Source organism: Actinophytocola sp., assembly GCF_035712165.1.
Classification (GTDB): Bacteria; Actinomycetota; Actinomycetes; order Mycobacteriales; family Pseudonocardiaceae; genus DASYTH01.
On record NZ_DASTBH010000451.1, the window covers coordinates 1 to 22,938 of the forward strand.

At 72.5% G+C, this 22,938-nt stretch carries 24 protein-coding genes and 1 pseudogene; 10 read left to right on the top strand and 15 right to left on the bottom strand.

Features of this window, described 5'->3' with window-relative positions:
* Positions 1 to 180, bottom strand: a pseudogene (locus tag VFO68_RS25380) (serine--tRNA ligase); the annotation flags it as partial.
* 94 nt (positions 181 to 274) lie between these two features.
* On the opposite strand from VFO68_RS25380, the gene VFO68_RS25385 reads away from it, so the two are divergent.
* Positions 275 to 2,293: a discoidin domain-containing protein gene (locus tag VFO68_RS25385; RefSeq protein ID WP_325160894.1), complete on the top strand. Its 2,019-nt coding sequence runs from the start codon at positions 275 to 277 to the stop codon at positions 2,291 to 2,293.
* Positions 2,294 to 2,296: 3 nt separating this feature from the next.
* On the opposite strand, the gene VFO68_RS25390 is transcribed toward VFO68_RS25385, so the two are convergent.
* From VFO68_RS25390 to VFO68_RS25400, 3 genes are read right to left on the bottom strand one after another with little or no spacing between them, the layout of a single operon-like run.
* Complete coding sequence (locus VFO68_RS25390) at positions 2,297 to 2,764, bottom strand: DUF350 domain-containing protein (protein ID WP_414635568.1); 468 nt, start codon at positions 2,762 to 2,764, stop codon at positions 2,297 to 2,299.
* Positions 2,765 to 2,810: 46 nt separating this feature from the next.
* Positions 2,811 to 3,977, bottom strand: coding sequence for a glutathionylspermidine synthase family protein (locus VFO68_RS25395; protein ID WP_325160895.1), 1,167 nt, complete (start codon positions 3,975 to 3,977; stop codon positions 2,811 to 2,813).
* Positions 3,978 to 4,592, bottom strand: coding sequence for a hypothetical protein (locus VFO68_RS25400; protein WP_325160896.1), 615 nt, complete (start codon positions 4,590 to 4,592; stop codon positions 3,978 to 3,980).
* Positions 4,593 to 4,719: 127 nt separating this feature from the next.
* On the opposite strand from VFO68_RS25400, the gene VFO68_RS25405 reads away from it, so the two are divergent.
* Positions 4,720 to 5,688 carry a septum formation family protein gene (locus tag VFO68_RS25405; protein WP_325160897.1) on the top strand — a complete coding sequence of 323 codons (969 nt, stop codon included), beginning with the start codon at positions 4,720 to 4,722 and terminating at the stop codon, positions 5,686 to 5,688.
* A 16-nt stretch (positions 5,689 to 5,704) separates the two neighbouring features.
* Here VFO68_RS25405 and VFO68_RS25410 read toward each other — a convergent pair whose 3' ends face one another.
* The 4 genes from VFO68_RS25410 to VFO68_RS25425 form a co-directional block, all read right to left on the bottom strand.
* Complete coding sequence (locus VFO68_RS25410) at positions 5,705 to 6,064, bottom strand: metallopeptidase family protein (protein WP_325160898.1); 360 nt, start codon at positions 6,062 to 6,064, stop codon at positions 5,705 to 5,707.
* A gap of 91 nt (positions 6,065 to 6,155) precedes the next feature.
* Complete coding sequence (locus tag VFO68_RS25415; protein ID WP_325160899.1) at positions 6,156 to 7,334, bottom strand: RtcB family protein; 1,179 nt, start codon at positions 7,332 to 7,334, stop codon at positions 6,156 to 6,158.
* An 18-nt stretch (positions 7,335 to 7,352) separates the two neighbouring features.
* A complete protein-coding gene (locus tag VFO68_RS25420; RefSeq protein WP_325160900.1) occupies positions 7,353 to 8,252 on the bottom strand; it encodes a diiron oxygenase in 900 nt (299 codons plus the stop codon).
* Positions 8,253 to 8,321: 69 nt separating this feature from the next.
* Entirely contained in the window at positions 8,322 to 9,035 is a 714-nt protein-coding gene (locus VFO68_RS25425) for a TetR/AcrR family transcriptional regulator (RefSeq protein WP_325160901.1), read from the bottom strand.
* Positions 9,036 to 9,190: 155 nt separating this feature from the next.
* Here VFO68_RS25425 and VFO68_RS25430 point away from each other — a divergent pair, with 155 nt between their 5' ends.
* Both VFO68_RS25430 and shbA read left to right on the top strand, forming a co-directional pair.
* The gene (locus tag VFO68_RS25430) at positions 9,191 to 10,288 is read left to right on the top strand and encodes a glutamate--cysteine ligase (protein WP_325160902.1); all 1,098 of its coding nucleotides are present in this window, start codon (positions 9,191 to 9,193) and stop codon (positions 10,286 to 10,288) included.
* A gap of 196 nt (positions 10,289 to 10,484) precedes the next feature.
* Entirely contained in the window at positions 10,485 to 11,096 is a 612-nt protein-coding gene (gene shbA, locus VFO68_RS25435; RefSeq protein WP_325160922.1) for an RNA polymerase sigma factor ShbA, read from the top strand.
* Between the two features lie 6 nt (positions 11,097 to 11,102).
* Here the strand turns inward: shbA and VFO68_RS25440 are convergent, their stop codons facing one another.
* Positions 11,103 to 11,768, bottom strand: coding sequence for a DUF4232 domain-containing protein (locus tag VFO68_RS25440; protein WP_325160903.1), 666 nt, complete (start codon positions 11,766 to 11,768; stop codon positions 11,103 to 11,105).
* 158 nt (positions 11,769 to 11,926) lie between these two features.
* On the opposite strand from VFO68_RS25440, the gene VFO68_RS25445 reads away from it, so the two are divergent.
* Positions 11,927 to 12,715: an arylamine N-acetyltransferase family protein gene (locus VFO68_RS25445; RefSeq protein WP_325160904.1), complete on the top strand. Its 789-nt coding sequence runs from the start codon at positions 11,927 to 11,929 to the stop codon at positions 12,713 to 12,715.
* Here VFO68_RS25445 and pheA read toward each other — a convergent pair.
* Positions 12,655 to 13,632 (bottom strand): prephenate dehydratase, encoded by a 978-nt coding sequence (gene pheA / locus VFO68_RS25450; RefSeq protein WP_325160905.1) that lies wholly within the window; start codon positions 13,630 to 13,632, stop codon positions 12,655 to 12,657. The genes VFO68_RS25445 and pheA overlap by 61 nt on opposite strands.
* Before the next feature lie 148 nt (positions 13,633 to 13,780).
* Between pheA and VFO68_RS25455 the strand changes: the two genes are divergently transcribed.
* Positions 13,781 to 14,389: a macro domain-containing protein gene (locus VFO68_RS25455; protein ID WP_414635569.1), complete on the top strand. Its 609-nt coding sequence runs from the start codon at positions 13,781 to 13,783 to the stop codon at positions 14,387 to 14,389.
* Here VFO68_RS25455 and VFO68_RS25460 read toward each other — a convergent pair.
* Positions 14,373 to 14,867: a GNAT family N-acetyltransferase gene (locus tag VFO68_RS25460; RefSeq protein ID WP_325160906.1), complete on the bottom strand. Its 495-nt coding sequence runs from the start codon at positions 14,865 to 14,867 to the stop codon at positions 14,373 to 14,375. The two genes, VFO68_RS25455 and VFO68_RS25460, sit on opposite strands and share 17 nt — an antisense overlap.
* A gap of 14 nt (positions 14,868 to 14,881) precedes the next feature.
* Between VFO68_RS25460 and coaA the strand changes: the two genes are divergently transcribed.
* Both coaA and VFO68_RS25470 read left to right on the top strand, forming a co-directional pair.
* Complete coding sequence (gene coaA, locus VFO68_RS25465; protein ID WP_414635570.1) at positions 14,882 to 15,838, top strand: type I pantothenate kinase; 957 nt, start codon at positions 14,882 to 14,884, stop codon at positions 15,836 to 15,838.
* A 10-nt stretch (positions 15,839 to 15,848) separates the two neighbouring features.
* Positions 15,849 to 16,481 carry a response regulator transcription factor gene (locus VFO68_RS25470; protein WP_325160908.1) on the top strand — a complete coding sequence of 211 codons (633 nt, stop codon included), beginning with the start codon at positions 15,849 to 15,851 and terminating at the stop codon, positions 16,479 to 16,481.
* A 10-nt stretch (positions 16,482 to 16,491) separates the two neighbouring features.
* Here VFO68_RS25470 and VFO68_RS25475 read toward each other — a convergent pair whose 3' ends face one another.
* Entirely contained in the window at positions 16,492 to 17,715 is a 1,224-nt protein-coding gene (locus VFO68_RS25475) for an MFS transporter (protein WP_325160909.1), read from the bottom strand.
* A gap of 12 nt (positions 17,716 to 17,727) precedes the next feature.
* The gene (locus VFO68_RS25480) at positions 17,728 to 18,882 is read right to left on the bottom strand and encodes a sensor histidine kinase (RefSeq protein WP_325160910.1); all 1,155 of its coding nucleotides are present in this window, start codon (positions 18,880 to 18,882) and stop codon (positions 17,728 to 17,730) included.
* A gap of 192 nt (positions 18,883 to 19,074) precedes the next feature.
* Between VFO68_RS25480 and VFO68_RS25485 the strand changes: the two genes are divergently transcribed.
* Together VFO68_RS25485 and VFO68_RS25490 are read left to right on the top strand one after the other, a co-directional pair.
* Positions 19,075 to 19,677: a TMEM165/GDT1 family protein gene (locus VFO68_RS25485; RefSeq protein WP_325160911.1), complete on the top strand. Its 603-nt coding sequence runs from the start codon at positions 19,075 to 19,077 to the stop codon at positions 19,675 to 19,677.
* Between the two features lie 13 nt (positions 19,678 to 19,690).
* Positions 19,691 to 21,025, top strand: coding sequence for a cytochrome P450 (locus VFO68_RS25490; RefSeq protein ID WP_325160912.1), 1,335 nt, complete (start codon positions 19,691 to 19,693; stop codon positions 21,023 to 21,025).
* 1 nt (position 21,026) lies between these two features.
* Here the strand turns inward: VFO68_RS25490 and VFO68_RS25495 are convergent, their stop codons facing one another.
* Positions 21,027 to 21,710, bottom strand: a complete 684-nt coding sequence (locus VFO68_RS25495; protein WP_325160913.1) for a helix-turn-helix domain-containing protein — start codon at positions 21,708 to 21,710, stop codon at positions 21,027 to 21,029.
* 1 nt (position 21,711) lies between these two features.
* The gene (locus VFO68_RS25500; protein ID WP_325160914.1) at positions 21,712 to 22,911 is read right to left on the bottom strand and encodes a fumarylacetoacetate hydrolase family protein; all 1,200 of its coding nucleotides are present in this window, start codon (positions 22,909 to 22,911) and stop codon (positions 21,712 to 21,714) included.
* Positions 22,912 to 22,938: the final 27 nt, after the last annotated feature.

Consider the following 22,938-nt stretch of genomic DNA (forward strand, 5'->3'; position numbering starts at 1 on the left):
GCCGACCTGCTTGCCGAACAGCTTCTGCTCCGCTCGCAGCGCGTCACCTCGCGCGATGGCCCCCCGGCGGCGCTCGTCGGCGGACAGCAGGGCATCGACGATCCCCTCGTCCGCACCGCGCATCCGCTGCGAGGCGCGCACGGCGTCGGGGTTCTCGCGGAGAGCTTTCAGGTCGATCACGGGTAGTGAGCCTAGCCGGGCCGCACAACTGACAAAAACGACTGACAACCGGTGTCCGGGTAACGGCGCTCACTACCTAGGTGACCTCCTGGTCATGAGCGCAAACCGAACTCACCGCAGCCGATTAGCCATCCCGTCCCGCCTGCTCATCGCCGGTGCCGCCGTCATCGCGGTCAGCGGTCTGGTCCCCGAGCCGGCCCAGGACGGTCACCCGCATCACACGATGGTCGAACCACCCGCGTACCTCCCGGTCGCCGCCGACCCGACCCTGCCGCGCACCGGCTGGGTCGTGACCGCGGACTCGGCCCAGGGCGCCCATCCCGCAACCGCTGCCATCGACGGCAGCCTCGCCACCATGTGGCACACCCGGTGGACCCCCGCACCCCCCGACCCACTACCCCACACCCTCACCATCGACACCTTCACCACCAACACCATCACCGCACTGCGCTACCAACCCCGCACCGACACCAGCCGCAACGGCACCATCGGCAGCTACCAGATCCACACCTCCCCCAACGCCACCACCTGGACCCTCGCCGCCACCGGCACCCTGCCCGACACCAACACCGAGAAAACCATCCCCATCACCCCCACCACCGCCCGCTACCTGCGCCTCACCGCCCTCACCGAAGCCGGCAACCGCGGCACCTGGACCAGCGCCGCCGAGATCAACCTGATGGGCACCCAGCCCGGGGCCGGGCCGCGCACCCAGGGCGCCTGGGGCGCGCCGGTCGGCTTCCCGCTGGTGCCGGCGGCGGCCGCGCTGCTGCCCGGCGGACGGCTGCTCACCTGGTCGGCGTACGCGCCGTACACCTTCTCCGGCGGCAGCGGCCAGACCGTGACCGCGACGCTGAACCTGGCCGACGGGACGGTCAGCCAGCGCACCGTGACCGAGACCGGGCACGACATGTTCTGCCCCGGCACCGCCCGGCTGCCGGACGGCGGCGTGCTGGTCACCGGGGGCAACAACAGCAACCGCACCAGCGCCTACACGCCCGCGGCCGGCACCTGGACCGCCGGGGCGAACATGACCATCCCGCGCGGCTACCACAGCATGGTCACCCTCTCCGACGGCCGGGTGTTCGCCATCGGCGGCTCGTGGAGCGGCGGCCAGGGCGGCAAGGACGGCGAGGTCTGGTCGGCGGCCACCGGCTGGCAGTCCCTGCCCGGGGCGCCGGTCGGCCCGATCCTGACCGCCGACCCGGCCGGGGTCTACCGCGCCGACAACCACGTCTGGCTGTTCGCCACGGCCGGCGGGCGGGTGTTCCACGCCGGGCCCAGCCGGCAGCTCAACTGGTACGACACCACCGGTTCGGGCGGGGTGACCGCCGCCGGGTTCCGGGCCGACGACGCCGACGCGATGAACGGCAACGCGGTGATGTACGACGTCGGCAAGATCCTCACCGTCGGCGGCGCACCGGCCTACCAGGACACGAACGCCAGCAACCGGGCCTACGTGATCGACATCAACGGCCCGGTCACCGCCCGCCGGGTCGCCCCGATGACCAGCGCTCGGGCCTTCCACAACAGCGTCGTGCTGCCCGACGGCAAGGTCGTCGTGGTCGGCGGCCAGTCCTACCCGCAGCCGTTCAGCGACACCACCGCGGTGCTCGCCGCCGAGCTGTGGGATCCGGCCACCGAGCGGTTCAGCACCATGGCGTCGATGACCGTGCCGCGCACGTACCACAGCGTCGCGGTGCTGCTGCCGGACGGCCGGGTGTTCTCCGGCGGCGGCGGGCTGTGCGGCAGCTGCGGCACCAACCATCCGGACGGGCAGGTCTTCACCCCGCCCTACCTCTACGCGGCCGACGGCTCGCTGGCGCTCCGGCCGGTGATCACCGCGGCGCCGCCGGTCGCCGTGCCCGGCACCCTGGCCACGGTCGTCACCGACCGCGCGGTGAGCGGGTTCGCCCTGGTGCGCGCCGGCTCGGTGACGCACACCGTGGACACCGACCAGCGCCGGGTTCCGCTCACCCCGGTCGCGGTGACCGGAACCAGCTACACCGTCGCGCTACCCGAGCCCGGCGTGCTGATTCCCGGCTACTACATGCTGTTCGCGCTGGACGGCAGCGGCGTGCCGAGCGTGTCGTCGGAGGTGCTGATCAGCTGAGGATCACAGGACGGCGGCCGCGACCACGAGACCGAGCGCGAAGTGCACGGCGGCGACCACGATGCTGCCCGGCGCGAACCGCTCGCTCTCGATGGTGGCGCCGACGTCCAGCCGGGTGGTCCACTCCAGCAACCGCACGGCGAGAACCTGGGCGATGATGCCGACCAGCCCGAACACCAGCGACTGGATCAGGCCGGCGGCCAGATCCCCGCCCGACCCGAAGATCGCGATCACGATGATGAACGCCATGCTCAGCATCCCGGACGCGGTGACGATCACCGCGTTCGGGCGCCCGGCGCGCACCAGGTCGGACAGCTTTCCGGGGGTGGTGAAGTCGATCGCGTAGAAGCCGATCAGCATCAGGATCACGCCGAGGACGGCATATAACGCGATGGCGCCGATGCCCTCCCCCAGGCCGCCCCAGAATCCCTCGGGCAGCGCGACGTTGGTCGTCGAAGCAAGCTTGCTCACGGATCCTCCTGGACCGTCTTCAATGGAACGTGTGGGGGGAGAATAGTCAGGACTGCGGTATCCGGTGTGGGACAAACGCCGCACCGTCGTCGGTAACCAGCCCCGCGGTCTCCCGGATGCCGAGTCCGGCCGCGCTGTCACCGACGATCCAGGCGCCCAGCGCCGGCCGGTACCCGTCGAACTCCGGCAACGGGTCGAACGCCTGGTAGACGTAGCCCTCGTGGCCGTAGACGCCGCCGGTCTGGGTCTCATAGCCGGGCGCGACGATCTGGATGTTCGCGCCCTCGCGGCCCAACCGCGGCTTGCGCACGTACTCGGTGAGCAGGCCGGGGTCGTCGAGGAACGCCGGCAGCAGGTTCGGATGCCCCGGGTGCATCTCCCACATGATCGCCAGCAGCGCCTTGTTGGAGAGCAGCATCTTCCACAGCGGCTCGATCCACATGGTCTGCGGCAGCGAGGACACGGCGTGCTTGCCGAACTCCTCCTCGACCACCCATTCCCAGGGGTAGAGCTTGACGACCGTGTTCATCGGCGCTTCCTCGAGGTCGACGAAGCGCTTGAGCACCGGGTCCCAGCCGATCTCCTCGATCGCCAGGCCCACGGTGTCCAGCCCGGACTCGGCCGCGGTCTCCTGCAGGTAGGCGGTGGTGACGTGGTCCTCGCCGGTGGGGTCGGCCGTGGACCAGGTGAAGTGCAGCGCCCCGGAGGGCAGCCGGTCGCCGATCTCGGTCCACCGCTCGACCAGCTTCTCGTGCACCGAGTTCCACTGGTCGTCGTCCGGGAACACCTCGGTCTTCCAGAACCACTGCACCACCGCGGCCTCGAGCAGCGAGGTGGGGGTGTCGGCGTTGTACTCCAGCAGCTTGGCCGGGCCGGAGGCGTCGTAGCGCAGGTCGAACCGGCCGTAGAGGTACGGATCGTGCCGCCGCCACGACTCGGCGATGCCCGGCCACACCCACTCCGGGATGCCGAAGTCCTTGTACCGCTCCGCGAGCACCACGTGCTCGACCGCGTCCAGGCACATCGAGTGCAGCAGTTCGACGTCGGCCTCGATGGAGAGCACCTCGTCCATGCTGAACACGTAGTGCACCGACTCGTCCCAGTACGGCCGGGCCGCGCCGGCGCCGTCCCGCGCGGGCGTGCCGAACACCAGGCCCTGTGACTCGACGATCTGCTGCCAGTTCTGCCGCGGCCGCGAGGTCTCGCGGTGCACTCAGCTTCCTCCGCTCTTGCCGCCGCTGCTGACCCCGAACCCGCCGCGCTGCACCGTCTTGCCGCTGTTGGTCTTCACCGTGGTCTTGACCCCGGGTGCGGTGAGCGTGCCACCGGTGACCCGGCCGCCGCCGCCGACCGTCCCGCCGTAGTTGTAGTGGTACTGCCGGTAGCCGCCGGTGGCCAGCGGAAGGAAGAAGATCCCGCCGCTGTGGTAGCCGCCGTGGCTGGTCACGTAGTTCTCGTCGCAGACGTTCTCGTCGGCGGCCAGCACGCTGTCGTCGCCGACGCAGTGCGCGGTCACCTCGTCCGGGGTCGCCGCCGCGTACCAGACCGCGACCAGGGCGACCACGCCGACCGTGACCCCGCCGCCGATCAGCAGCCGCCTGCGCGTCTTCGACTTGCGCTCGGCGGCCTCGGTCGCGGCGCGCTCCGCGGCGGCCTCCTGCTCCAGGGCGCGCCGCCGGGCCCGCTGCTCGCCGACCGTCGGCGGCCGCGGCTTGGTCGTCTCGGCGTCCTGGAACCTGATCTGCCCGCGCCGGGGCTCGGACTCCGGCGGCTCGTCGGCCGGTCGGTCCTCGTTGGCCGGGTCCTCCGGCTGTTCTTTGTCAGTCATGTCCACTCCCGACGCGGAGCGTACCCATCACACCGCCCGGGCGGGCACGCTTTGTCCCGATCGCAACCGGCCGGCGCCGGCAGGGGAATGTGCGAGCCGGCGGTGCGACACGGCATGATGGGCGGCGATGGCCGCGACCGAGACGATCCGAACCCGGCTGGTGATGACGGGGGCGTTCGTTGGTGCGCTGGCACTGCTCGCGTTGAGCATGCTGTTCTCCTGGCCGGTGCGGGTGCCGGGGGCCGCATCGAGCACCGCCGACGAGGCGGCGGCCGCGTTCGACGCGCCGACCGGAACCTGCCTGGACTGGCCGGCGGAGAACCCCAGGGCGCTGCGCCGGCTGGACTGTGCGCAACCCCACATCTTCGAGTTGACCGACAGCGTGGAGATCTCGGCGGACTACCCGTCGAGCGCGCCGCCGCCGGACGAGAAGCAGTGGCAGCAGATCGCCAACGACAAGTGCACCCCGGTGGTCACCCAGTACCTCGGCGGGAAGCTGGACCCGTTCGGCAGGTACAGCGTGAGCGCGCTCAAACCGACCGATGACCAGTGGCGCGCCGGGGACCGCAAGCTGCGCTGCGGGGTGCACCGGGTGACCCCGAGCGGCGCCCGGGTGGCGACCATCGGCTCGGCCGTCGGGCAGGACCAGTCGAACGTCTTCGACCCCGGCACCTGCTTCGCGCTGACCGAGACCAAGGGGGTCGGTGACCCGATCGGGTGCGACAAGGCGCACGCGGTCGAGGTGGTCGGCAACGTCGACCTGTCCCAGGCGTTCCCGGCCGACTTCCCGCAGGTGGACATCCAGAACACCAAGCTGGCCGAGCTGTGCGCGGTGGCGGGCAACCAGTACTCCGGCGGGGTCGACCTGGCCGCCAAGAAGCTCAGCCTGGACTGGGACACGCTGGACGCGCAGAGCTGGACGGCCGGCTCACGCAAGGTCAGCTGCAAGGTGGGCGCCCTGTTGGCGGACGGCAGCGGGCTCGCCCCGGTGACCGGGTCGATCAAGGCCACCGAGCCCGCCGGGGACCAGCCGCCGGCGACACAGCCGCCACCCGCCGGAGACGCGCCGCCGCCCTCCTCCCCGCCCGGCGGCTGAGCCGAGCGGGTCGGGATCAGGCCCAACCCAGCTCGTGCAGGCGGGCGTCGTCGATGCCGAAGTGGTGTCCGATCTCGTGCACCACGGTCGTGGCGACCTCGTACACCACGTCTTCCCGCGTCTCGCAGATCCGCAGCGTCGGACCCTTGTAGATCGTGATGCGGTCCGGCAGGACACCCCCGTACTGCCAGGTCCGCTCGGTCAGGGCGACACCGTGGTAGAGGCCCAACAGGTCGGGAGTCTCCGGGTCGGGCTCCTCTTCGACGAGGATCACCACGTTGTCCATGTGTCGGGCCAGCTCCGGTGGAATGAGGTCGATGGCGTCCGCCACCAGTTCCTCGAACTCCGAGCGGGTCATCTCCACCGGCTCACCCATGCCTCCACGGTAGCCGCGCGGCGCCACCGCACGCATCGACGGTGCATGAGCATGAACCGGCCGGAGGCGCGGGCCTCCGGCCGGTTCGGGGTCAGCCCTTGATGCAGACGACCTGCTTGAGGCGGGTCACCACCTCGACGAGGTCGGCCTGGTCGGCGATGACCTGGTTGATGTCCTTGTACGCGGCCGGGATCTCGTCGACGACGCCCGAGTCCTTGCGGCACTCCACGCCAGCGGTCTGGGCGGCGAGGTCGGCGGCGGTGAACTGCTTGCGCGCCTTGGTGCGCGACATGCGGCGGCCGGCGCCGTGCGAGGCCGACTCGAACGAGTCCGGGTTGCCCAGGCCACGCACGATGTAGGACCCGGTGCCCATCGACCCCGGGATGATGCCCAGCTCGCCCCGGCCGGCCCGGATCGCGCCCTTGCGGGTGACCAGCACCTCCTCGCCGAAGTGAGTCTCCTCCGCCACGTAGTTGTGGTGGCAGGAGATCGGCTCGGCGAAGGACACCTTGCGGAACTGCTTACGCAGCACGTCACAGATCAGGCGCAGCATGACGGCGCGGTTGCGCCGCGCGTAGTCCTGCGCCCAGTACAGGTCGTGCCGGTAGGCGGCCATCTGCGGGGTGTGCGCGATGAACACCGCAAGGTCCGGGTCCGGCAGCGCGGCGTTGTGCGCGAGCCGGCGCGCCACCTCGATGTGGTGCTGCGCAAGGAGGTTCCCGATGCCTCGGGAGCCGGAGTGCAGCATGATCCAGACCTGGTCCTCGGTGTCGAGGCAGATCTCGATGAAGTGGTTGCCGCCGCCGAGCGTGCCCATCTGGTGCAGCGCCTTGTTCGCCTGGCCCTTGACCGCCGGGGTCAGCTCGTCGAAGGTCCGCCAGAACCGGTCCCAGTCGTCGGCGTCGCGGCCGGTGAACGCGGTGGCCTTGTGCACCCCGAAGCCGACCGGCACCGCGGCCTCCAGCTTGGCGCGCAGCCGGCCGAGGTCGTCCGGCAGATCCGCGGCCCGCAGCGAGGTGCGTACCGCGGTCATGCCGCAGCCGATGTCCACGCCGACCGCGGCCGGCGAGATCGCGTCCCGCATGGCGATGACCGAGCCGACCGTGGCGCCCTTCCCGTAGTGCACATCGGGCATCACGGCCACGTGCTTGAAGGTCCACGGCAGCGAGGAGATGTTGCGCAGCTGCCGCATCGCCTCCGGCTCGACCGTCTCGGGTCGGGTCCAGAGCCGAATGTCGACGTGCTGCCCAGGGATCGTCGTTGCCGTCATAAACCCAGGTTAGAGGGTCTAGGCAAGCAATTTGGCCCGGCGCCAGATGGCCTTGGACGGGCCGCCGACCATGCCCACCTCGGTCAGGAAGTCAACCACCTTTTCGGCCATCCACCGCCGGGTCGCCAGGTGGTGCGGGTTGGCCAGCGCGGCCGCCCGGCCCTGCCGGGGCTCGATCCCGACCGCGGCGTACACCGCCGGGTTGATCAGGATGTCGGCCACCGCGAACGCCACCACCGCGGTGACCGTGCGGTGCACCTCGAGCATCGGCCTGCGGACCGTGGCCAGCTCGCGGACCAGCTCCTCGCGGGCGTACCGGACGTGCCGGGCCTCCTCGATCACGTGGATCTTGTTGACCATGCGGACCATCGGCTGGATGCCGTCATCGTCCATAGTGGACCGTTGCAGCCGGTCGGTCATCTCCTCGACCACCAGCACCGAGGCGAACATCGCCGCGCCACCCACCACGTTCTTGAACAGCGGGGACAGCCGGCGCACCAGCATGGGCGGACCGTAGGCGGGCACCCCGAACCAGGTCAGGGTCTTGCCGAACATGATCGAGTGCCGGGTCTCGTCGCCGATCTCGGTGAGCGCGTACTGGGCATGCGCGGTGCGCGGGTCGAGGTTCTCCGCGTAGCGGGCCAGCAACTGCATCAGCACGATCTCGGTCCACAACCCGACGCTGGCGATGCTGCCGAGCTCGTGCTTGGCCAGCTCGACCCGCTGCTCCGGGCTCAGCGCGTCCCACAACTCGGTGCCGTACAAGGAAACCCGCTCGGGTGGCAGGTATCCCCGGCCGTGCTCCGCCTGCGCCGTCCAGTCGATGTCGAGCTCCGGGTCGAAGGAGTTGCGCACCGACGAGTCGAGCAGCCGGGCCGCGGTGGTCTCCCGGTCCTTGGGTTGCAGCACCCGGGCCATGTCGCTCCTCTCGCCTATGTGTTACCTCGCGTAACAGTTACTCAGGTTCCAGCATGGCGGGCGGAGCTGTCAAGCCTTCGGCCGGATCAGGTCCTTGATCAGCAGATCCTTGAACAGGCCGGACAGTTCGCGGGTCACGGGCCGCAGCACCTTCAGCCGGGACAGCCCGACCACCTTGTCGATCAGCGGCACGGTGCGCTCGATCAGCGCCCGGGTGCGCTGACAGCCGGCCGACCGGTCGTGCACCCAGTACAGGACCACGGCCATGTGATAGAGCCAGATCAGCTCGGGCAGGTCGGCCCGCAACTCCGGGTCGACCCGCGCGGCGGACCCCTCGACCACCTCCCGGTGGATCGCGATCTGGGCGTCCCGGGCCGGGCTCGACTCCGCCGAGAACGGGCTCAGCGGGCTGTCCGGGTCGGCCGCGTTGACGAAGAACTGCTTGCCGAACTCGTGGTACGGCGCGGCCAGGTCCACCCAACCGAGCAGCACGCCGCGCAGCCGGGGCGCGAACTCCCGCTCGGCGGCCAGGATCTCGGCGCTCTGCTGGCGGTGCTGCTCGGCTATCGAGTCGTAGAACCCCTGGACCAGTTCTTCCTTGGAGGTGAAGTAGTAGTAGGCGCTGCCGACCGAGACGCCGGCCTCCTGGGCGATCGCCCGCATCGTGGTGCGGTCGTAGCCCTTCTCCCGGAACAGCCGCAGCGCGGCATCGACGATGCGGGTGCGGGTCGCCTCGCTGCGCGGCGTCCGGCCGGCCGCCGCCTGCTCCGGGGTGTTTCCCACGACGGCAACGGTATCGCCGCGGGGTTGCCCGAGTGCACCCCGCTGAGCACTCGGGCCACCCTCGTTTTTGAACATGTTCAAGCGAGAACCGTAGCGCAAGATTTGAACACGTTCAATAGAGGGTAGAAGTGATCGGCGTTGGGAACCCCGCGCCCGTGACCGCGAACCTCACCGTAGGTGTCGAGGAGGAGTTCTTCCTGGTGGACCGGGACGGATTCCTCGCCCAAGAAGCGCCGGAGACCCTGGCCGAAGCCGACCGCGACGGCGCCGACCTGCAGTCCGAGTTGCTGCGCTGCCAGATCGAGGCCGCCACCGAGCCCCGCACGGACGCCGCCGGGCTGGTCGCCGACCTGCGCGAACTGCGCAACCGGCTGGCCGGCGCCGCGGCCGCGCGCAACGTACGGCTGCTGCCCACCAGCACCGCGGTGCGCACCGAACCCGACCGGCCGATCATCGCGCCGGACGCGCGGTACCGGCGCATGGCCCGGCACCTGGGCGGCCTGGTGTTCACCGGGCTGACCTGCGGCTGCCACGTGCACGTCGGCATCGAGGACCGGGCGACGGCGCTGCGGGTCAGCAACCACCTGCGCCCGTGGCTGCCCACCCTGCTCGCGCTGTCCGGCAACTCCCCCTTCGACGGCAGCGGGCTGACCGGCTACGCCAGCGCCCGAAACCTGCTCTGGGCCCGCTGGCCGACCGCGGGTCCGCCGCCCTACCTGGAGTCGGTCGACCACTACGAGTCGATCATGACGGCGATGCTGAACACCGAGGCGATGCTGGACCGCAAGATGGTCTACTGGGACATCCGCCCGTCCGAGCACCAGCCCACGCTGGAGGTCCGGGTGTGCGACACGGCCGGCACCGCCGAGGAGGCCGCGCTGTACGGCGTGCTGGTGCGCTGCCTGGTGGCAGCCGCCCTCGACGAGGACCGGCCCGCGCCCCGGCTGCCGCACGAGGTGCTGCGCGCCGGACTGTGGCGGGCCGCCCGGGACGGGCTGTCCGGCCGCTGCCCGGACCCGGTGACCGGCGAACTGCGCCCGGTGCCGGAGATCCTGCGGGACCTGCGCGACCGCAGTGCCTCCGGCCTGAAGGAGTCCGGTGAGCTGGACTTCGTCGACGAGTTGCTGGACTGGCTCGGCAAGCACGGCGGCGGCGCCGACCGGCAGCGCGCGGCCTTCGACCAGCGGCACCGGCTGACCGACGTGGTGGACATGGTGGCCGACCAGGCCCTGCGGCCGATTGGCTCCGGGTGACCGCTCGCACACAGCGTGCACAGGGCAAATGCCCGATCGGGCAGCAGTTTGGTTCGTCCGGGATGGAAAATCGCGGTCCACGTATTTGGTGCCTCCCCCCGTGCTCTCTTGGAGCAGTGGAACCAGCGTGGGAGGCGTGCAAATGTTGTGCACCGTCGAGCCAGAGGTGGACCTGGCCGAACTAGAAGCCAGCTGGATGGTCACGGATCCGGCGCCCGTGGTGCCGCGACCCCGGCGGGTCGACCGGACCAACCTCGATCTCGTAGTGGCCGCCGCGGTGGAGGGGGATCCGCTGGCCGCCGAGGACCTGCTGGCCTTCCTTCGGCCGATCGTGGTCCGGTACTGCCGCACGAAGCTCGGCCGGGTCCAGCGGGCCTTCGTCGCCGCCGACGACGTGGCGCAGGAGGTCTGCCTGGCGGTCTTCCGGGCGCTGCCGACCTATCGCCAGCTCGGCCGGCCGTTCCTGTCCTTCGTCTACGGCATCGCCGCGCACAAGGTGGCCGACGTGCACCGGGCCGCCGCCCGGGACCGCTCCCAGCCGACCCCGGAGACGCCGGACGTGATGACCGTCGACGCGGACCCGGAACAGATCGCGCTGCGCCGTGAGCTGATCGAGCGGACCGGGGTGCTGCTGCGCACCCTCACGCCGCGCCAGCGGGACATCCTGATCATGCGGATCGTGCTGGGCCTGTCCGCCCAGGAGACCGCCGACATGGTCGGCACCACCGCAGACGCCGTCCGGGTCGCCCAGCACCGCGCGCTCAACCGGCTGCGCCGCACCGTCCAGCGGCCGGTGCGGCAGGCCTGAGCGGGCTCAGTCTCCGGCGCCGGACTGCATGGTCTGCACCCGCAGCTGGGGAATGGGCGGGGTGCCGGCGCACCCGACTCCGTCCAACGCCACGAACATCGACGCGGTCTCGTGCGGCGGGTACACCCGCAGCCCGCGCACCGAGGTCGGCTGGCACTGCGCCGGATCGAAGTTCCGCACCTGAACGAACGCGACCGGCGCGTTCGCCGTGGCACCGGGGGCGAGTGAGATCGGGCCGCCCTTGGTGCCGTCCCGAACCGCCGCCGCGCCCACCTGGTGTCCGTCGTCACCGGCTACATAGGACACTCCCGGGAAGCCCTGGATGACACAGGTACGGCTGCCCGCATTGGTGAACTGCAGCGGCCGGTACACGGTGCCGGCCGCGCCCTCGCCCTGCCCGACCGACAGCCGTAGCTCGTTCGACCGGCACTCGCCGGAGTCGGCCGGCTCCGCGGGCGCGGGGGCCGCGGTCTGTCCCGGCTGCTGCGGTGGGGTCACCGGCGGAACTTCGGACGCCGTTGCCGGCGCGCTGCCGGACCCCGGTGCGCTCGGCGAGCTGGGGAATGACGGCACCCCCGGCTGGGCCGAACCTCCGGAATCCGATCCCGTGCACGCCGCACACAGGCTGACCAGCACACCCAACGCGCCGACGATGATCCTGTCTTGTTTCATGGCTCTCGCCTCCAGCCCCGACTTCTCCTGGACGCTGCATCAGGAGGACGGGCGACCCCTGACTCAGGTTGCTTGTCCACCCGAAGTACCCCCTATCGGTCAACAAACCACCACGATCGGGTTGACCTCCACCTAGGTCGAGCCGGCAGAGTGGCCCCGTGCCCGCCGAACTGGATCACGACACCGTCACCGCCTACCTGCGCCGGATCGGCGCCGCCGGTCCGGCCGGCCCCACCCTGGCGGTCCTGCGCGACCTGCACGCCCGCCACCTGCGGACCGTGCCGTTCGAGAACCTGAGCATCCACCTCGGCGAACCGATCACCCTGGATCCCGCCGCGCTGGCCGACAAGATCATCCGGCGGCGCCGGGGCGGGTTCTGCTACGAACTCAACGGTCTGTTCGGCATGCTCCTGGCCGCCCTCGGGTTCCGGGTGACCCGGCTGGCCGCGCGGACCATCGGCGCCGACGGCACCCTCGGCATCCCGTTCGACCACCTCGTGCTGCAGGTCGAACTGGACGAGCGGTGGCTGGTCGACGTGGGCTTCGGCCGGCACTCGACGCACCCCGTCGGCCGGGACCGGACCGGACCGCAGGACGACCCGGACGGCACCTTCCTGGTCCAGGACGCCGGTGCGGGCGAGGTGGACGTGCTGCGCGACGGCGAACCGCAGTACCGGCTGGAGCCGCGGCCGCGCGTCCTGGCCGACTTCCGGGCCGGCTGCTGGTGGCACCAGAGCTCGCCGGAGTCGCACTTCACCCACGGCCCCACCTGCTCGATGTACACCGCGGGCGGGCGGGTCACGATCAGCGGCGACCGGCTGATCCGGACCACCGGGGCGGACCGGACCGAGACCGTGCTGGCCGGCCCGGCGGAACTGCGCGCGGCCTACCGGTCGGAGTTCGGCTTCGAGTTGGACCGGGTGCCGGTGCTCGCCAACCGGGCCTGATCGTCGCGCAGCCCGGCCAGCCAGCCAGCGGCGGCGACGTAGTCGGCGTCGGTGTTGCCCGGCTCGGCGCTGGTCACGCCGCGGTCGGCACGCGGGTACGAGCCGAGGAAACGCAGGTCGCGGCAGCGCCGGTGCAGCGCGGCCAGCGCGTCGCCGACCCGCTGCTCGGCAAGGTGGCCGTCGAAGTCCAGGTAGAACCGGTACTCGCCGAACCGGCCCTTGAGCGGCCGGGACTCGATCCGGGACAGGTTGATCCCGCGCAGCGCCAACTCGGTGAGCATCTCGGCGAGCACGCCGGTCCGGTTGCGCTCGGCCACCGCGACCACCGAGGTACGGTCCGCCCCGGTCGGCGCCGGGGTCCGGCCGGGCCGGGCCAGCACGAAGAACCGGGTCACCGCGTCGCCCACGTCGGCGACGCCGGTGGCGAACTCCTCCAGCGGGTAGTGCACGGCGGCGACCGGCGCGGTCACCGCGGCGTCGAACTCACCCTTGGCGACCCCGACCGCGGCCGCCGCCGTCGAGGTGGCGGCCTGCGCCTCGGCGTCCGGCAGGTGCTCCTCGAGCCAGGTCTGCACCTGGGCCAGCGCGTGCGGGTGGCTCGCCACGGTGCGCACCTTCGCCGCCGGAGTGCCGGGCCGGACCAGCACCGAGAACCGGATCGGCAGCAGCACCTCGGCGACGGCCTCCAGCGGCGCGCCGACCGCCAGGCCGTCCATGGTCGTCCCGACCGCGCCCTCCACCGAGTTCTCCACCGGCACACAGGCCAGCTCCACCTCGCCGTCCCGCACCGCGCCAAGCGCCAGCGACACCGTCCGGGCCGGCACGAACTCGTAGGAGTCCAGCTCCGCACCGGCGAACGTGCGCGCGGCCTGCTCGGCGAACGTCCCCTGGGGCCCGAGAAAGGCAATAGGCAACACGGGGTAACCCTACGCATCCGATCGCCGCGACACGCCGGAGAGCCGGCCTGACCAGCCCGGCACACCGCCGGCCATAGGCTTTTGATCTCGGTCATCGTTCACCGAACGGTGGTTACGCCGGGTATCTAGTAAGTGCGATCCTGAAGTCGTGACCGCCGATCCGGAGGCTGACACGGCAACCGCAACCAACCCCCGACCCGCGCCGGCCCGGCCCGCACTCGTGCTCTGTGCGGTCAGTGAGCCCCTGGCCGAGGCGTGGGACACCGCCGCGGACGGGCGGCCCGAGGTGCGCGTGCACCGTGGCTCGGTGCTGGACGTGCCGGCCGAGGCACTGGTCAGCCCGGCGAACTCGTTCGGCTGGATGCGCGGCGGCGTCAACGCCGTGTACGCCCAGGCCTTCCCCGCCGTCGAGCAGTCCGTGCGCAGTGCGGTGCTGGCCTACCACGGCGGCGAGCTACCGGTCGGCGAGGCGCTGATCGTCCCGACCGGAGCGCCGGGCCCGGCGTGGCTGATCATGGCACCGACCATGCGCACCCCGGGCGAGCTGCTGCCGCCGGACACCGTGCACCCGTTCCTGGCCACCCGGGCCGTGCTGCGCCTGTGGCGGGACGGCACGCTCGAGGACGGCCGGCCGGTCCGCGCCGCCGTGCGCACCATCGCCCTGCCCGGCATGGGCACCGGCGTCGGCGGCGTGTCCCCCCAGAGCTGCGCCCGCCAGGTGATCGCCGCCTGGGACGAGATCATGGCTCGGGACTGAGCGCGAGCTCCAGGTCCAGCTCGTCCCGGATCGGGATGCCGTCCGCGCCGATCTCCGGGATCTGCGGCTTGTGCCGGCGGGCCCGCGCCACCGCGTCCGGGCGCAGCGCCGTCAGCCGGAACCCGTTGCGCTGGTAGAACCGCAGGGCCCGGGTGTTGTCGTTGGTGGTGGTCACCCGGATCCGCCGGGCGCCGAGCCCACCGGCCGCGCCGGTCAGCGTCGCCAGCAGGGCCGAGCCGGCGCCCGGCGCGAAGCTGTTGATGGTGACCAGGTCGATGGTGTCGCCGGTGTGCAGGTAGGTGATCAGGCCGGCCACGGCGCCGTCCCGCTCGGCGATCCAGCCGGGCAGCGCACTCGCGTCCACCAGCCCGCCCAGCGCGACCGCGTAGATCTGCACCGCGCCCCACGACTCGACCAGCAGGGGCTCGACGGTGGGTTTGTCGCCCGGCTCGATCGGCCGGATCGTGCACAGTGTCACAGCGCAAACCTCCCATGAACCCCTACGTTTGTCCGGTGGGTTCGTTACGGGTCCGCGAGCTGACGCCCTACGTCGAGCTCCGGCGCGAGCAGTGGCGCGAGCTGCGGCATGCCACACCGCTCACGCTCACCTTCGACGAGGTGATCGCGCTACGCGGGCTGGGTGATCCGGTGGACCTGGAGGAGGTCTCCGACGTCTACCTGCCGCTGTCCCGGCTGATCAGCCTTCAGGTGGCGGCCCGGCAGCGACTCTACGAGGCGACCACCGCGTTCCTCGGCGAGGACGAGACCGAGAAGGTGCCGTTCGTGATCGGCATCGCCGGCAGCGTCGCGGTCGGCAAGTCCACCACCGCCCGGCTGCTGCGCACCCTGCTGGCCCGCTGGCCCGACCACCCGCACGTCGACCTGGTCACCACCGACGGGTTCCTCTACCCCAAGGCCGAGCTGCTCCGCCGCGGCCTGATGAGCCGCAAGGGCTTCCCGGAAAGCTACGACCGGCGGGCGCTGCTGCGGTTCGTCAGCGAGGTCAAGTCCGGCGCCGAGGAGGTGCGCGCGCCGGTGTACTCGCACCTGGCCTACGACATCGTGCCGGACGAGGTGAAGGTGGTGCGCCGGCCGGACATCCTGATCGTGGAGGGGCTCAACGTGCTGCAGCCGGGCGCCCGGCTCGCCGTCTCCGACCTGTTCGACTTCTCGGTCTACGTCGACGCGCACACCGAGGACATCGCCCGCTGGTACGTGGAGCGGTTCCTGGCCCTGCGCGGCACCGCGTTCGCCGACCCCGCCTCGCACTTCCACCACTACGCCGGCCTGACCGACGCCGAAGCCGAGGCCGAGGCGGTCCGGCTGTGGAAGCGGACCAACGAGCCGAACCTGCTCAGCAACATCCTGCCCACCCGGCCCCGGGCCACGCTGGTGCTGCGCAAGGACGCCGACCACCGGATCAGCCGGGTCCGGCTGCGCAAGCTCTAGGCTGGAATCCGTGGCGATCCGGGTGCTCCTCGTGGACGATCACGAGATCGTCCGGCGCGGGCTGCGCGACCTGCTCAACGGGGAACCGGACATCGAGGTGGTGGCCGAGGCCGGCACCGCCGCGGAGGGGTTGACCCGGGCGTCGGCCGCGGCGCCGGACGTGGCGGTGGTGGACGTGCGGCTGCCCGACGGCAACGGCGTGGAGCTGTGCCGGTCGCTGCGGTCGCTCCAGCCTGCGCCGTACTGCCTGGTGCTGACCGCCTTCGACGACGAGCAGGCCCTGCTCGAGGCGATCATGGCCGGGGCGTCCGGGTACCTGCTCAAACAGGTGCGCGGCCAGGACGTGGTACATGCGATCCGGGAGGTGGCGGCCGGGCGTTCGCTGCTGGACCCGCTGACCACCGCGCATCTGCTGGACCGGATGCGCAAGGCCGCCGCGACCGACGAGCTGGGGGCGCTGACCGAGCGCGAGCGCGACGTGCTGGCGCTGCTCGGCGAGGGGCTGTCCAACCGGGAGATCGGCGAGCGGCTGTTCCTGGCCGAGAAGACCGTGAAGAACTACGTGACCTCGGTGCTGGCCAAGCTCGGGATGGAGCGGCGCACTCAGGCGGTGGCCTGGGTGGCCCGCCGGTCCGGTTCCTGAGGATGTGCGGTCACGCTGGCGGCGGCCCGGACGTGGCACCGGCCGAGCTGCCAACCGGCCGGCGAGAAACGCGGCGTCCGCGCAGCATCGGCCCGGCCAGCACGGCGGTGGCGAGCAGGCCGAGCAGCCCGGCTCCGGCGATCACCCAGCGAACCGGCAGCGGCCCGACCACCAGGCCGGCGACCAGGTACCCGATGACGACCGCGGCCCCGGTGACCGCGCCGTAGGCGGCATAGGCCTGGCCGTGCACGGCGTCCGGCACCCGCCGGGCGATCAGCAGGCCGGCCGCCACGTTCTCGGCGCCGTTGGCCATCCCGCCGAGGACGAACAGCGGAAATATCCAGCCCACCGCGGGAACCAGGCCGGTGGCGAACACGCCAAGGCTGGTCACCGCGAACATCACCAGCAGCACCGTGACGAGTCCGGCGTCGTCGAAGCCGCGGCGGGTGAGCAGCCAGGCGCCGGCCAGCATCGCACCGGTCCAGGTGGCGCCGAGCAGGCCGTAGACCGTCGCCGAACTGCCCAGCACGTCGCGCACCAGGAACACCTCGGCGACGTTGACCGCCGACACCGCCGTGAGCACCACGCCGACCAGCACGAACATGCTCCACAGCAGCATGTCCGCGCGCAGCCGAAACGCCGGCCGGTCCGCCGCGCCGGCCGTTGCCGGCCGGCCACGCCGGGTACGGATCAGCAGCCCGGCGGCCGCGAGGGCCAGGAAGCTGGCCGCGTCCACCAGCAGCGGAACCCGCAACCCGAACTGACCCGTCAGCACCCCGCCGAGCACCGGCGCCAGCAGCAGACCGATCGAGGTGGCGGTCTGGGCCAGTGCGCTGGCGCGAGGCAGGTCGGCGCGGGTGACCATCGCCGGCAGCAGGGCGGCCGCGACCGGGGCGGTCACCGCCAGGCCGCAGCCGAGCACGGCGACCAGGGCCACGATCACGGCGACGTTGCCGACCGAGGCGAGCGCCACGCAGACCGCGGCCTGGGCGAGGCCGGCCCCGATCAGCAGCAGCCGGCTGTCCACCCGGTCGGCCAGCCGGCCGGTCCACCGGGCCAGCAGCACGGGTGGCAGCGCCGCGGCGATCAGGACCCCGGCTACCGCGCCGCCGCCCGCCCCGCGCTCCTGCATGGCCAGCACCAGGGCGGTGGCGGCCAGGAAATCGCCACAGGTGGAGATCGCCCGGGCACCGACCGCCAGGTACACGTCCCGCCACGCCGAAGTGCCGGACATGCTGCTCCCCATTCAGGCGGCCAGGCGGACCTCCCACGTTATCGTGGTTCCCTTCCGCGCCGAGGACTTCACCTCGCATCGGCCGCCGACCTGAGCGGCCCGCTCCTCGAGATGGGCCAGGCCGCGCCGGGTCACGCCGGGCGGGATGCCGCAGCCGTCGTCGGACACCACCAGCCGCAGCCCGGCGGCGTCCCGGCGCAGCTGGACGGCGACGGTGTGCGCCCCCGAGTGCCGGACCACGTTGGACAGCGCCTCGCGCAGCGCCGCCCGGGCGTGGTCGGCCACCGCCGCCGGCACGTCCCGCAGGTCCCCCACCACCTCGAAGGACGGCACGAAGCCGAGCAGCTCACCGGCGGTGGCCACCTCCAACCGGGCGGACTCGGCGAGGTCGGCAGGCGGCGCCGGGGCCGGGTCCGGGTTGCGCAGCCGGCGCACCACCGCGCGCACGTCGGCGATCGTGGCGTCCAGCAGGTCCACCGCCTCGGCCAGCCGCACCGCGTCGGCCCGGGCCAGCCGGCGGGCCGGGCGCCTGGTCAGCAGGTCGAGTTGCATGCCGGCGGCGTAGAGCCGCTGCACGATCACGTCGTGCAGGTCGCGGGCGATCCGCTCGCGCTCCTCGTAGAGGCCGATCCGCTCCCGGGCCAGCGTGCCCTCGGAGAGCACCAGCACCAGACCGGCCTGCGTGGCGAACGCCGCCAGCATCTCCACCGTGGCCGGGGTGAACGGACCCGCGCCGCGCCGCCGGTATACGGTCAGCGCGCCCAGCCTGCGCTCGGCGGTGCCGAACGGCGCGGCCGCGAACGGGCCGTACCGGCGCAGCTCACGCGGCACGAACGGGGCCGTGCTCGGGTCGGTGACCACGTCGTCCACCACCACCGGGACGCCGCTGCGGGCCACCCGCGCGGCCGCCGACCTGGCCGAGAGCACCAGCCCGACCGGCTCGAAGCCGTCCGGCACGGTAGCCGCCGCCGGAGCGCCGTGCGCCGCCTCGACGGTCAGCGAGCCGTCCGCCGCCCGGGCCATCAGCAGGCCGAGGTCGGCCTCGGCCAGTTCGGCGGCCCGGCGCACCACGAGGCCCAGCACCGCGTCCGGGTCGTCACCGGACAGCGCCGCCGTGGCGATCTCGGTCGAGGCGCCGAGGGTGCGCGCGGCCAGGGAGGAGTCCATCGCGAGGTCCCAGGGTAGGCCGACGCCCGGCGTGCTGGGTACGGATCGCACGCCGGGCGGGAGTCCCGGTCCGGTAAGGCGGGTGGTTCCCGGCCGGGGGATCCACCCGCAACTGTCCCGGCCGGTCGCGCGCCCCGGCAGGTCTTCCGGTCCTGCCCGGCCAGGACCTTGGTCCCGATCTAGGGTCAGGCCATGCCGTCCGAGCTGGTCGCCGTCGGTACCACGTTCCTGCTGGTGTTCGTGGTCGAGCTGCCGGACAAGACCATGGTGGCCACCCTGATCCTGACCACCCGCTACCGGGGGCTGCCGGTGTTCGTCGGGGTCAGCGCCGCGTTCGCGGTGCAGTGCGTGATCGCGGTGGCGTTCGGCACGCTGCTGACCCTGCTGCCGGACCGGCTGGTGGCGGCCGTGGTCGCGGCGCTGTTCGGGCTGGGCGCGGTGCTGCTGCTGCGCGAGGGGTTCGGCCGGCAGGACGACGAGGCCGCCGACGCCACCGCGTCCGGGCCGGCGCGGGTGTCGTTCCTGCGGGCCGCGCTGACCTCGTTCGGGGTGCTGTTCGCCGCGGAGTGGGGGGACGCCTCGCAGTTCGCCATCGCCGGGCTGACCGCCCGGTTCTCCGCGCCGGTCGCGGTCGGCCTGGGCGGCTGGCTGGCGCTGACCACCGTGGCCGGCATCGCGGTGCTGCTCGGCGGCAAGATCCGGGGCCGGCTGCGGCCCCGGCTCATCCAGCGGGTGGCCGGGTTCGTCTTCGCCGGTTTCGCCCTGCTCGCGCTATGGCAAGTCTTTAACGCGTGAGTAGGTTGGGGTCATGGACGCGCTTCCGGGACCCCGCGGCCGGGCCGCGCTGGCCATGCTCCCACGGCTGCGCCGCGACCCGCTCGAGCTGATCAGCACGCTGTTCCGCGACTACGGGGACCGGGTCACCGTCCCCTCGGTGGGCGGGCACCTGGTGTTCCTCTTGTCCAACCCGGACGACGTGGCGCACGTGCTGGTGGCCAACCAGGCGAACTACGTGAAGGCGCCGACCTACCGGCCGCTCAAGGAGTTGCTCGGCGACGGCCTGCTGACCAACGAGGGCGAGAGCTGGGCCCGGCAGCGCCGGCTGGTCCAGCCGATGTTCGCCCGGCGACACGTGCTGGGGTTCGCGCCGGCCATGTCCGGCGCCGCGACCCGCCTGCTGGACGGCTGGGCGGCGCTGCCCGACGGCACGGTCGTCGACGCGGCCGCGGAGATGAGCGAGCTCACCCTGGACGTGGTGGGTCGCACCCTGTTCGGCGCCGACCTGACCGGTGAGGCGGACGGGATGGGTCCGGCCCTCACCACGGTGCTGGCCGCCTACATGAAGGTGGTGCGCAGCCCGTTGTTCTGGCTGGTGCCGAACTTCGAGAAGTGGCGCACCCCCAACCGGCGCCGCTCCGAGCGGGCCGAGGCGCACCTGCGCGCGGTCGTCGACCGGATCATCGCCGCCCGGCGCGCCCAACCCGGACCGGACCGGCCGGACATGCTGGACATGCTGCTGGCCGCCGACATGACCGAGGATCAGGTCCGCGACGAGCTGATGACCTTCATGCTGGCCGGGCACGAGACCACCGCCAACGCGCTGGCCTGGACCCTCTACCTGCTCTCCACCCACCCGCAGGCCCGGGACCGGCTGGCGGCCGAGGTGGACGACGTGCTGGCCGGGCGGGCGCCGGTCGCCGAGGACGCCGACAAGCTGGAGTGGACGGCGGCCGTGGTGTCCGAGTCGATGCGGCTCTTCCCGCCGGCGTGGATCATCGAACGGCAGCCGACCGCCGACGACACCGTGGCCGGAATGCGCATCCCGGCCGGCAGCATCGTGATCACCTCGCCGTATCTGGTGCACCGTAACCCCGCGCACTGGCCCAACCCGGAGGGCTTCGACCCGGCCCGGTTCCTGCCCGACGCGGCGGCCGGCCGGCACCGCTACGCCTTCCTGCCGTTCGGCGGCGGCCGGCGGCAGTGTGTCGGCGGCGGGTTCGCCATGCTGGAGGCGACCCTGCTGCTCGCCGCCATCACCCAGCGGTTCCGGCTCGACCTGGTCCCGGGCGCCCGCCCGGTCCCCCAGCCGACCGTGACCCTGCGCCCCGGCGGCGGCATCCCGATGGCGCTCTACCGGCGTTGACTCAGCGCAGCGCAGCCGCGACCGCCGCCGCCGCGTCGACCACCCGGGGACCGACCACGTTCGGGTCCAGCGGTTCCATGGTCACCACGCCGACGCTGGCCCGCAGGCCGGTGACCCCGCGCACCGGGGCGGCGATGCCGTGTGCCCCGCTCTGCAGCTCACCGCTGCTGCCGATCCAGCCCGCATCGCCCTGGCGCAGCCCGATCGCCCGACCGGCCGCGCCCCGGCGCAGCGAGTGCCGGCTGCCCACCCGGTAGGCCACGTGATAGGTGGTCCAGGACGGCTCCACCACCGCGACCGCCTGCGCCTCGTCGCCGTCGGCGACGGTCAGGTGGGCCGTGGCGCCGACCGACTCCGCCAGCTCGCGCAGCGCGGGCAACGCCGCGTACCGCAACTGTGGCGCGACCTTCGCGGCCAGCCGGAGCAGCCCGAGGCCCAGCCGGACCTTGGAGCCCTCCCGGCGGACCAGGCCGCGCTCCTGCAGCGGCACCAGCAGCCGGTACACCGCGGCCCGGCTGGCGCCGATCCGCGCGGCCAGGTCGCTGATCGTCGGGGCGTCGGAGTCGGAGTCGGCCACCGCCTGCAACAGCGCCAGGCCGCGGTCCAGCGTGAGCGAGCTCTCCTTGGCGGCCGGTCTGGGCGCCCCGGACGACGCCGGGGGCAGGGACCGGACCGGCCGGACCACGTCAGGGCTCCTGAACCGGGACGACCGTGCCGGCGACCTCGGCGAGCCCGACCAGCGACCCGTCCGGACCGGGGGCGGTCGCGGTGATCGACACCGTGTCGCCGTCCTCCAGGAAGGTCCGTTGCACGCCGCCGGCCAACGTGACCGGCTCCCGGCCGGCCCAGCTCAGCTCCAGGAAACAACCGCGCTGTTCCTTCTCCGGACCGGACACGGTGCCGGAGGCGAACAGGTCGCCGGGCCGCACCGTCGCCCCGTTGACGGTCATGTGCGCGAGTTGCTGGGCGCACGAGTAGGACATGTCGGCGAACCGGGGCCGGGACACCACGGTGCCGTTCCACTCGATGGCCAGGCTGAGGTCCAGCCCCCAGGGTTTGTCCTCGACCAGGTAGTCCAGCCGCGGGTGGTCCGGCTCCACCACCGGGATACGGGCCGAGGCGAACGCGTCCAGCGGGGTGATCCAGGCCGCGATCGAGGTGGCGAACGACTTGCCGAGGAACGGACCGAGCGGCTGGTACTCCCAGCCCTGGATGTCCCGGGCGGACCAGTCGTTGACCAGGGCCACCCCGAAGATGTGCTCGGCGGCGGCGCCGACCGGCACCCGCCGGGCCGGCGGACCGCCGCACACGAAGCCCACCTCGGCCTCGACGTCCAGCCGCTCGGTGGGGCCGAACTGCGGCCCGTCCGGGCCGCGCCGCTGGCCGTCCGGCCGGACGATGTCGGTGCCGGACACGACGACGGTGCCGGACCGGCCGTGGTAGCCCACCGGCAGGTGGGTCCAGTTCGGCAGCAGCGGGTCGGCGCCGGGCCGCATCATCCGGCCGACGTTCTCCGCGTGGTGCCGGGAGCTGTAGAAGTCCACGTAGTCGCCGACCGTGAAGGCCAGCACCGGCCGCAGGCCGGCCAGCGGGAGCAGGGTCGCCCCGCGCGGCGCGACGCTGACCGTCACCAGGTCCTGCAGCCGGTCCCGCAGCGCCGTCCACACCGCCTGCCCGGCGGCCAGCAGCGGGTCGAGCGAGCCGGCCCAGAGCACCGGGGCGAGCTCGTCGCCCAGGGCGCTCTCCACCGAGCGCAGCGGCAGGGCGTGGTCGCCGACGCGGACGGCGACCATCGGTCCCTCACCGCCGTCCACCACCCCGTAGGGCAGCGTCTGCGGACCGAACGGCCGGTCGGCGGCGAACTCGGGATCATCGATCCAGGTCATCGCGCCCCCTCGCAAGCTCGCTCATCG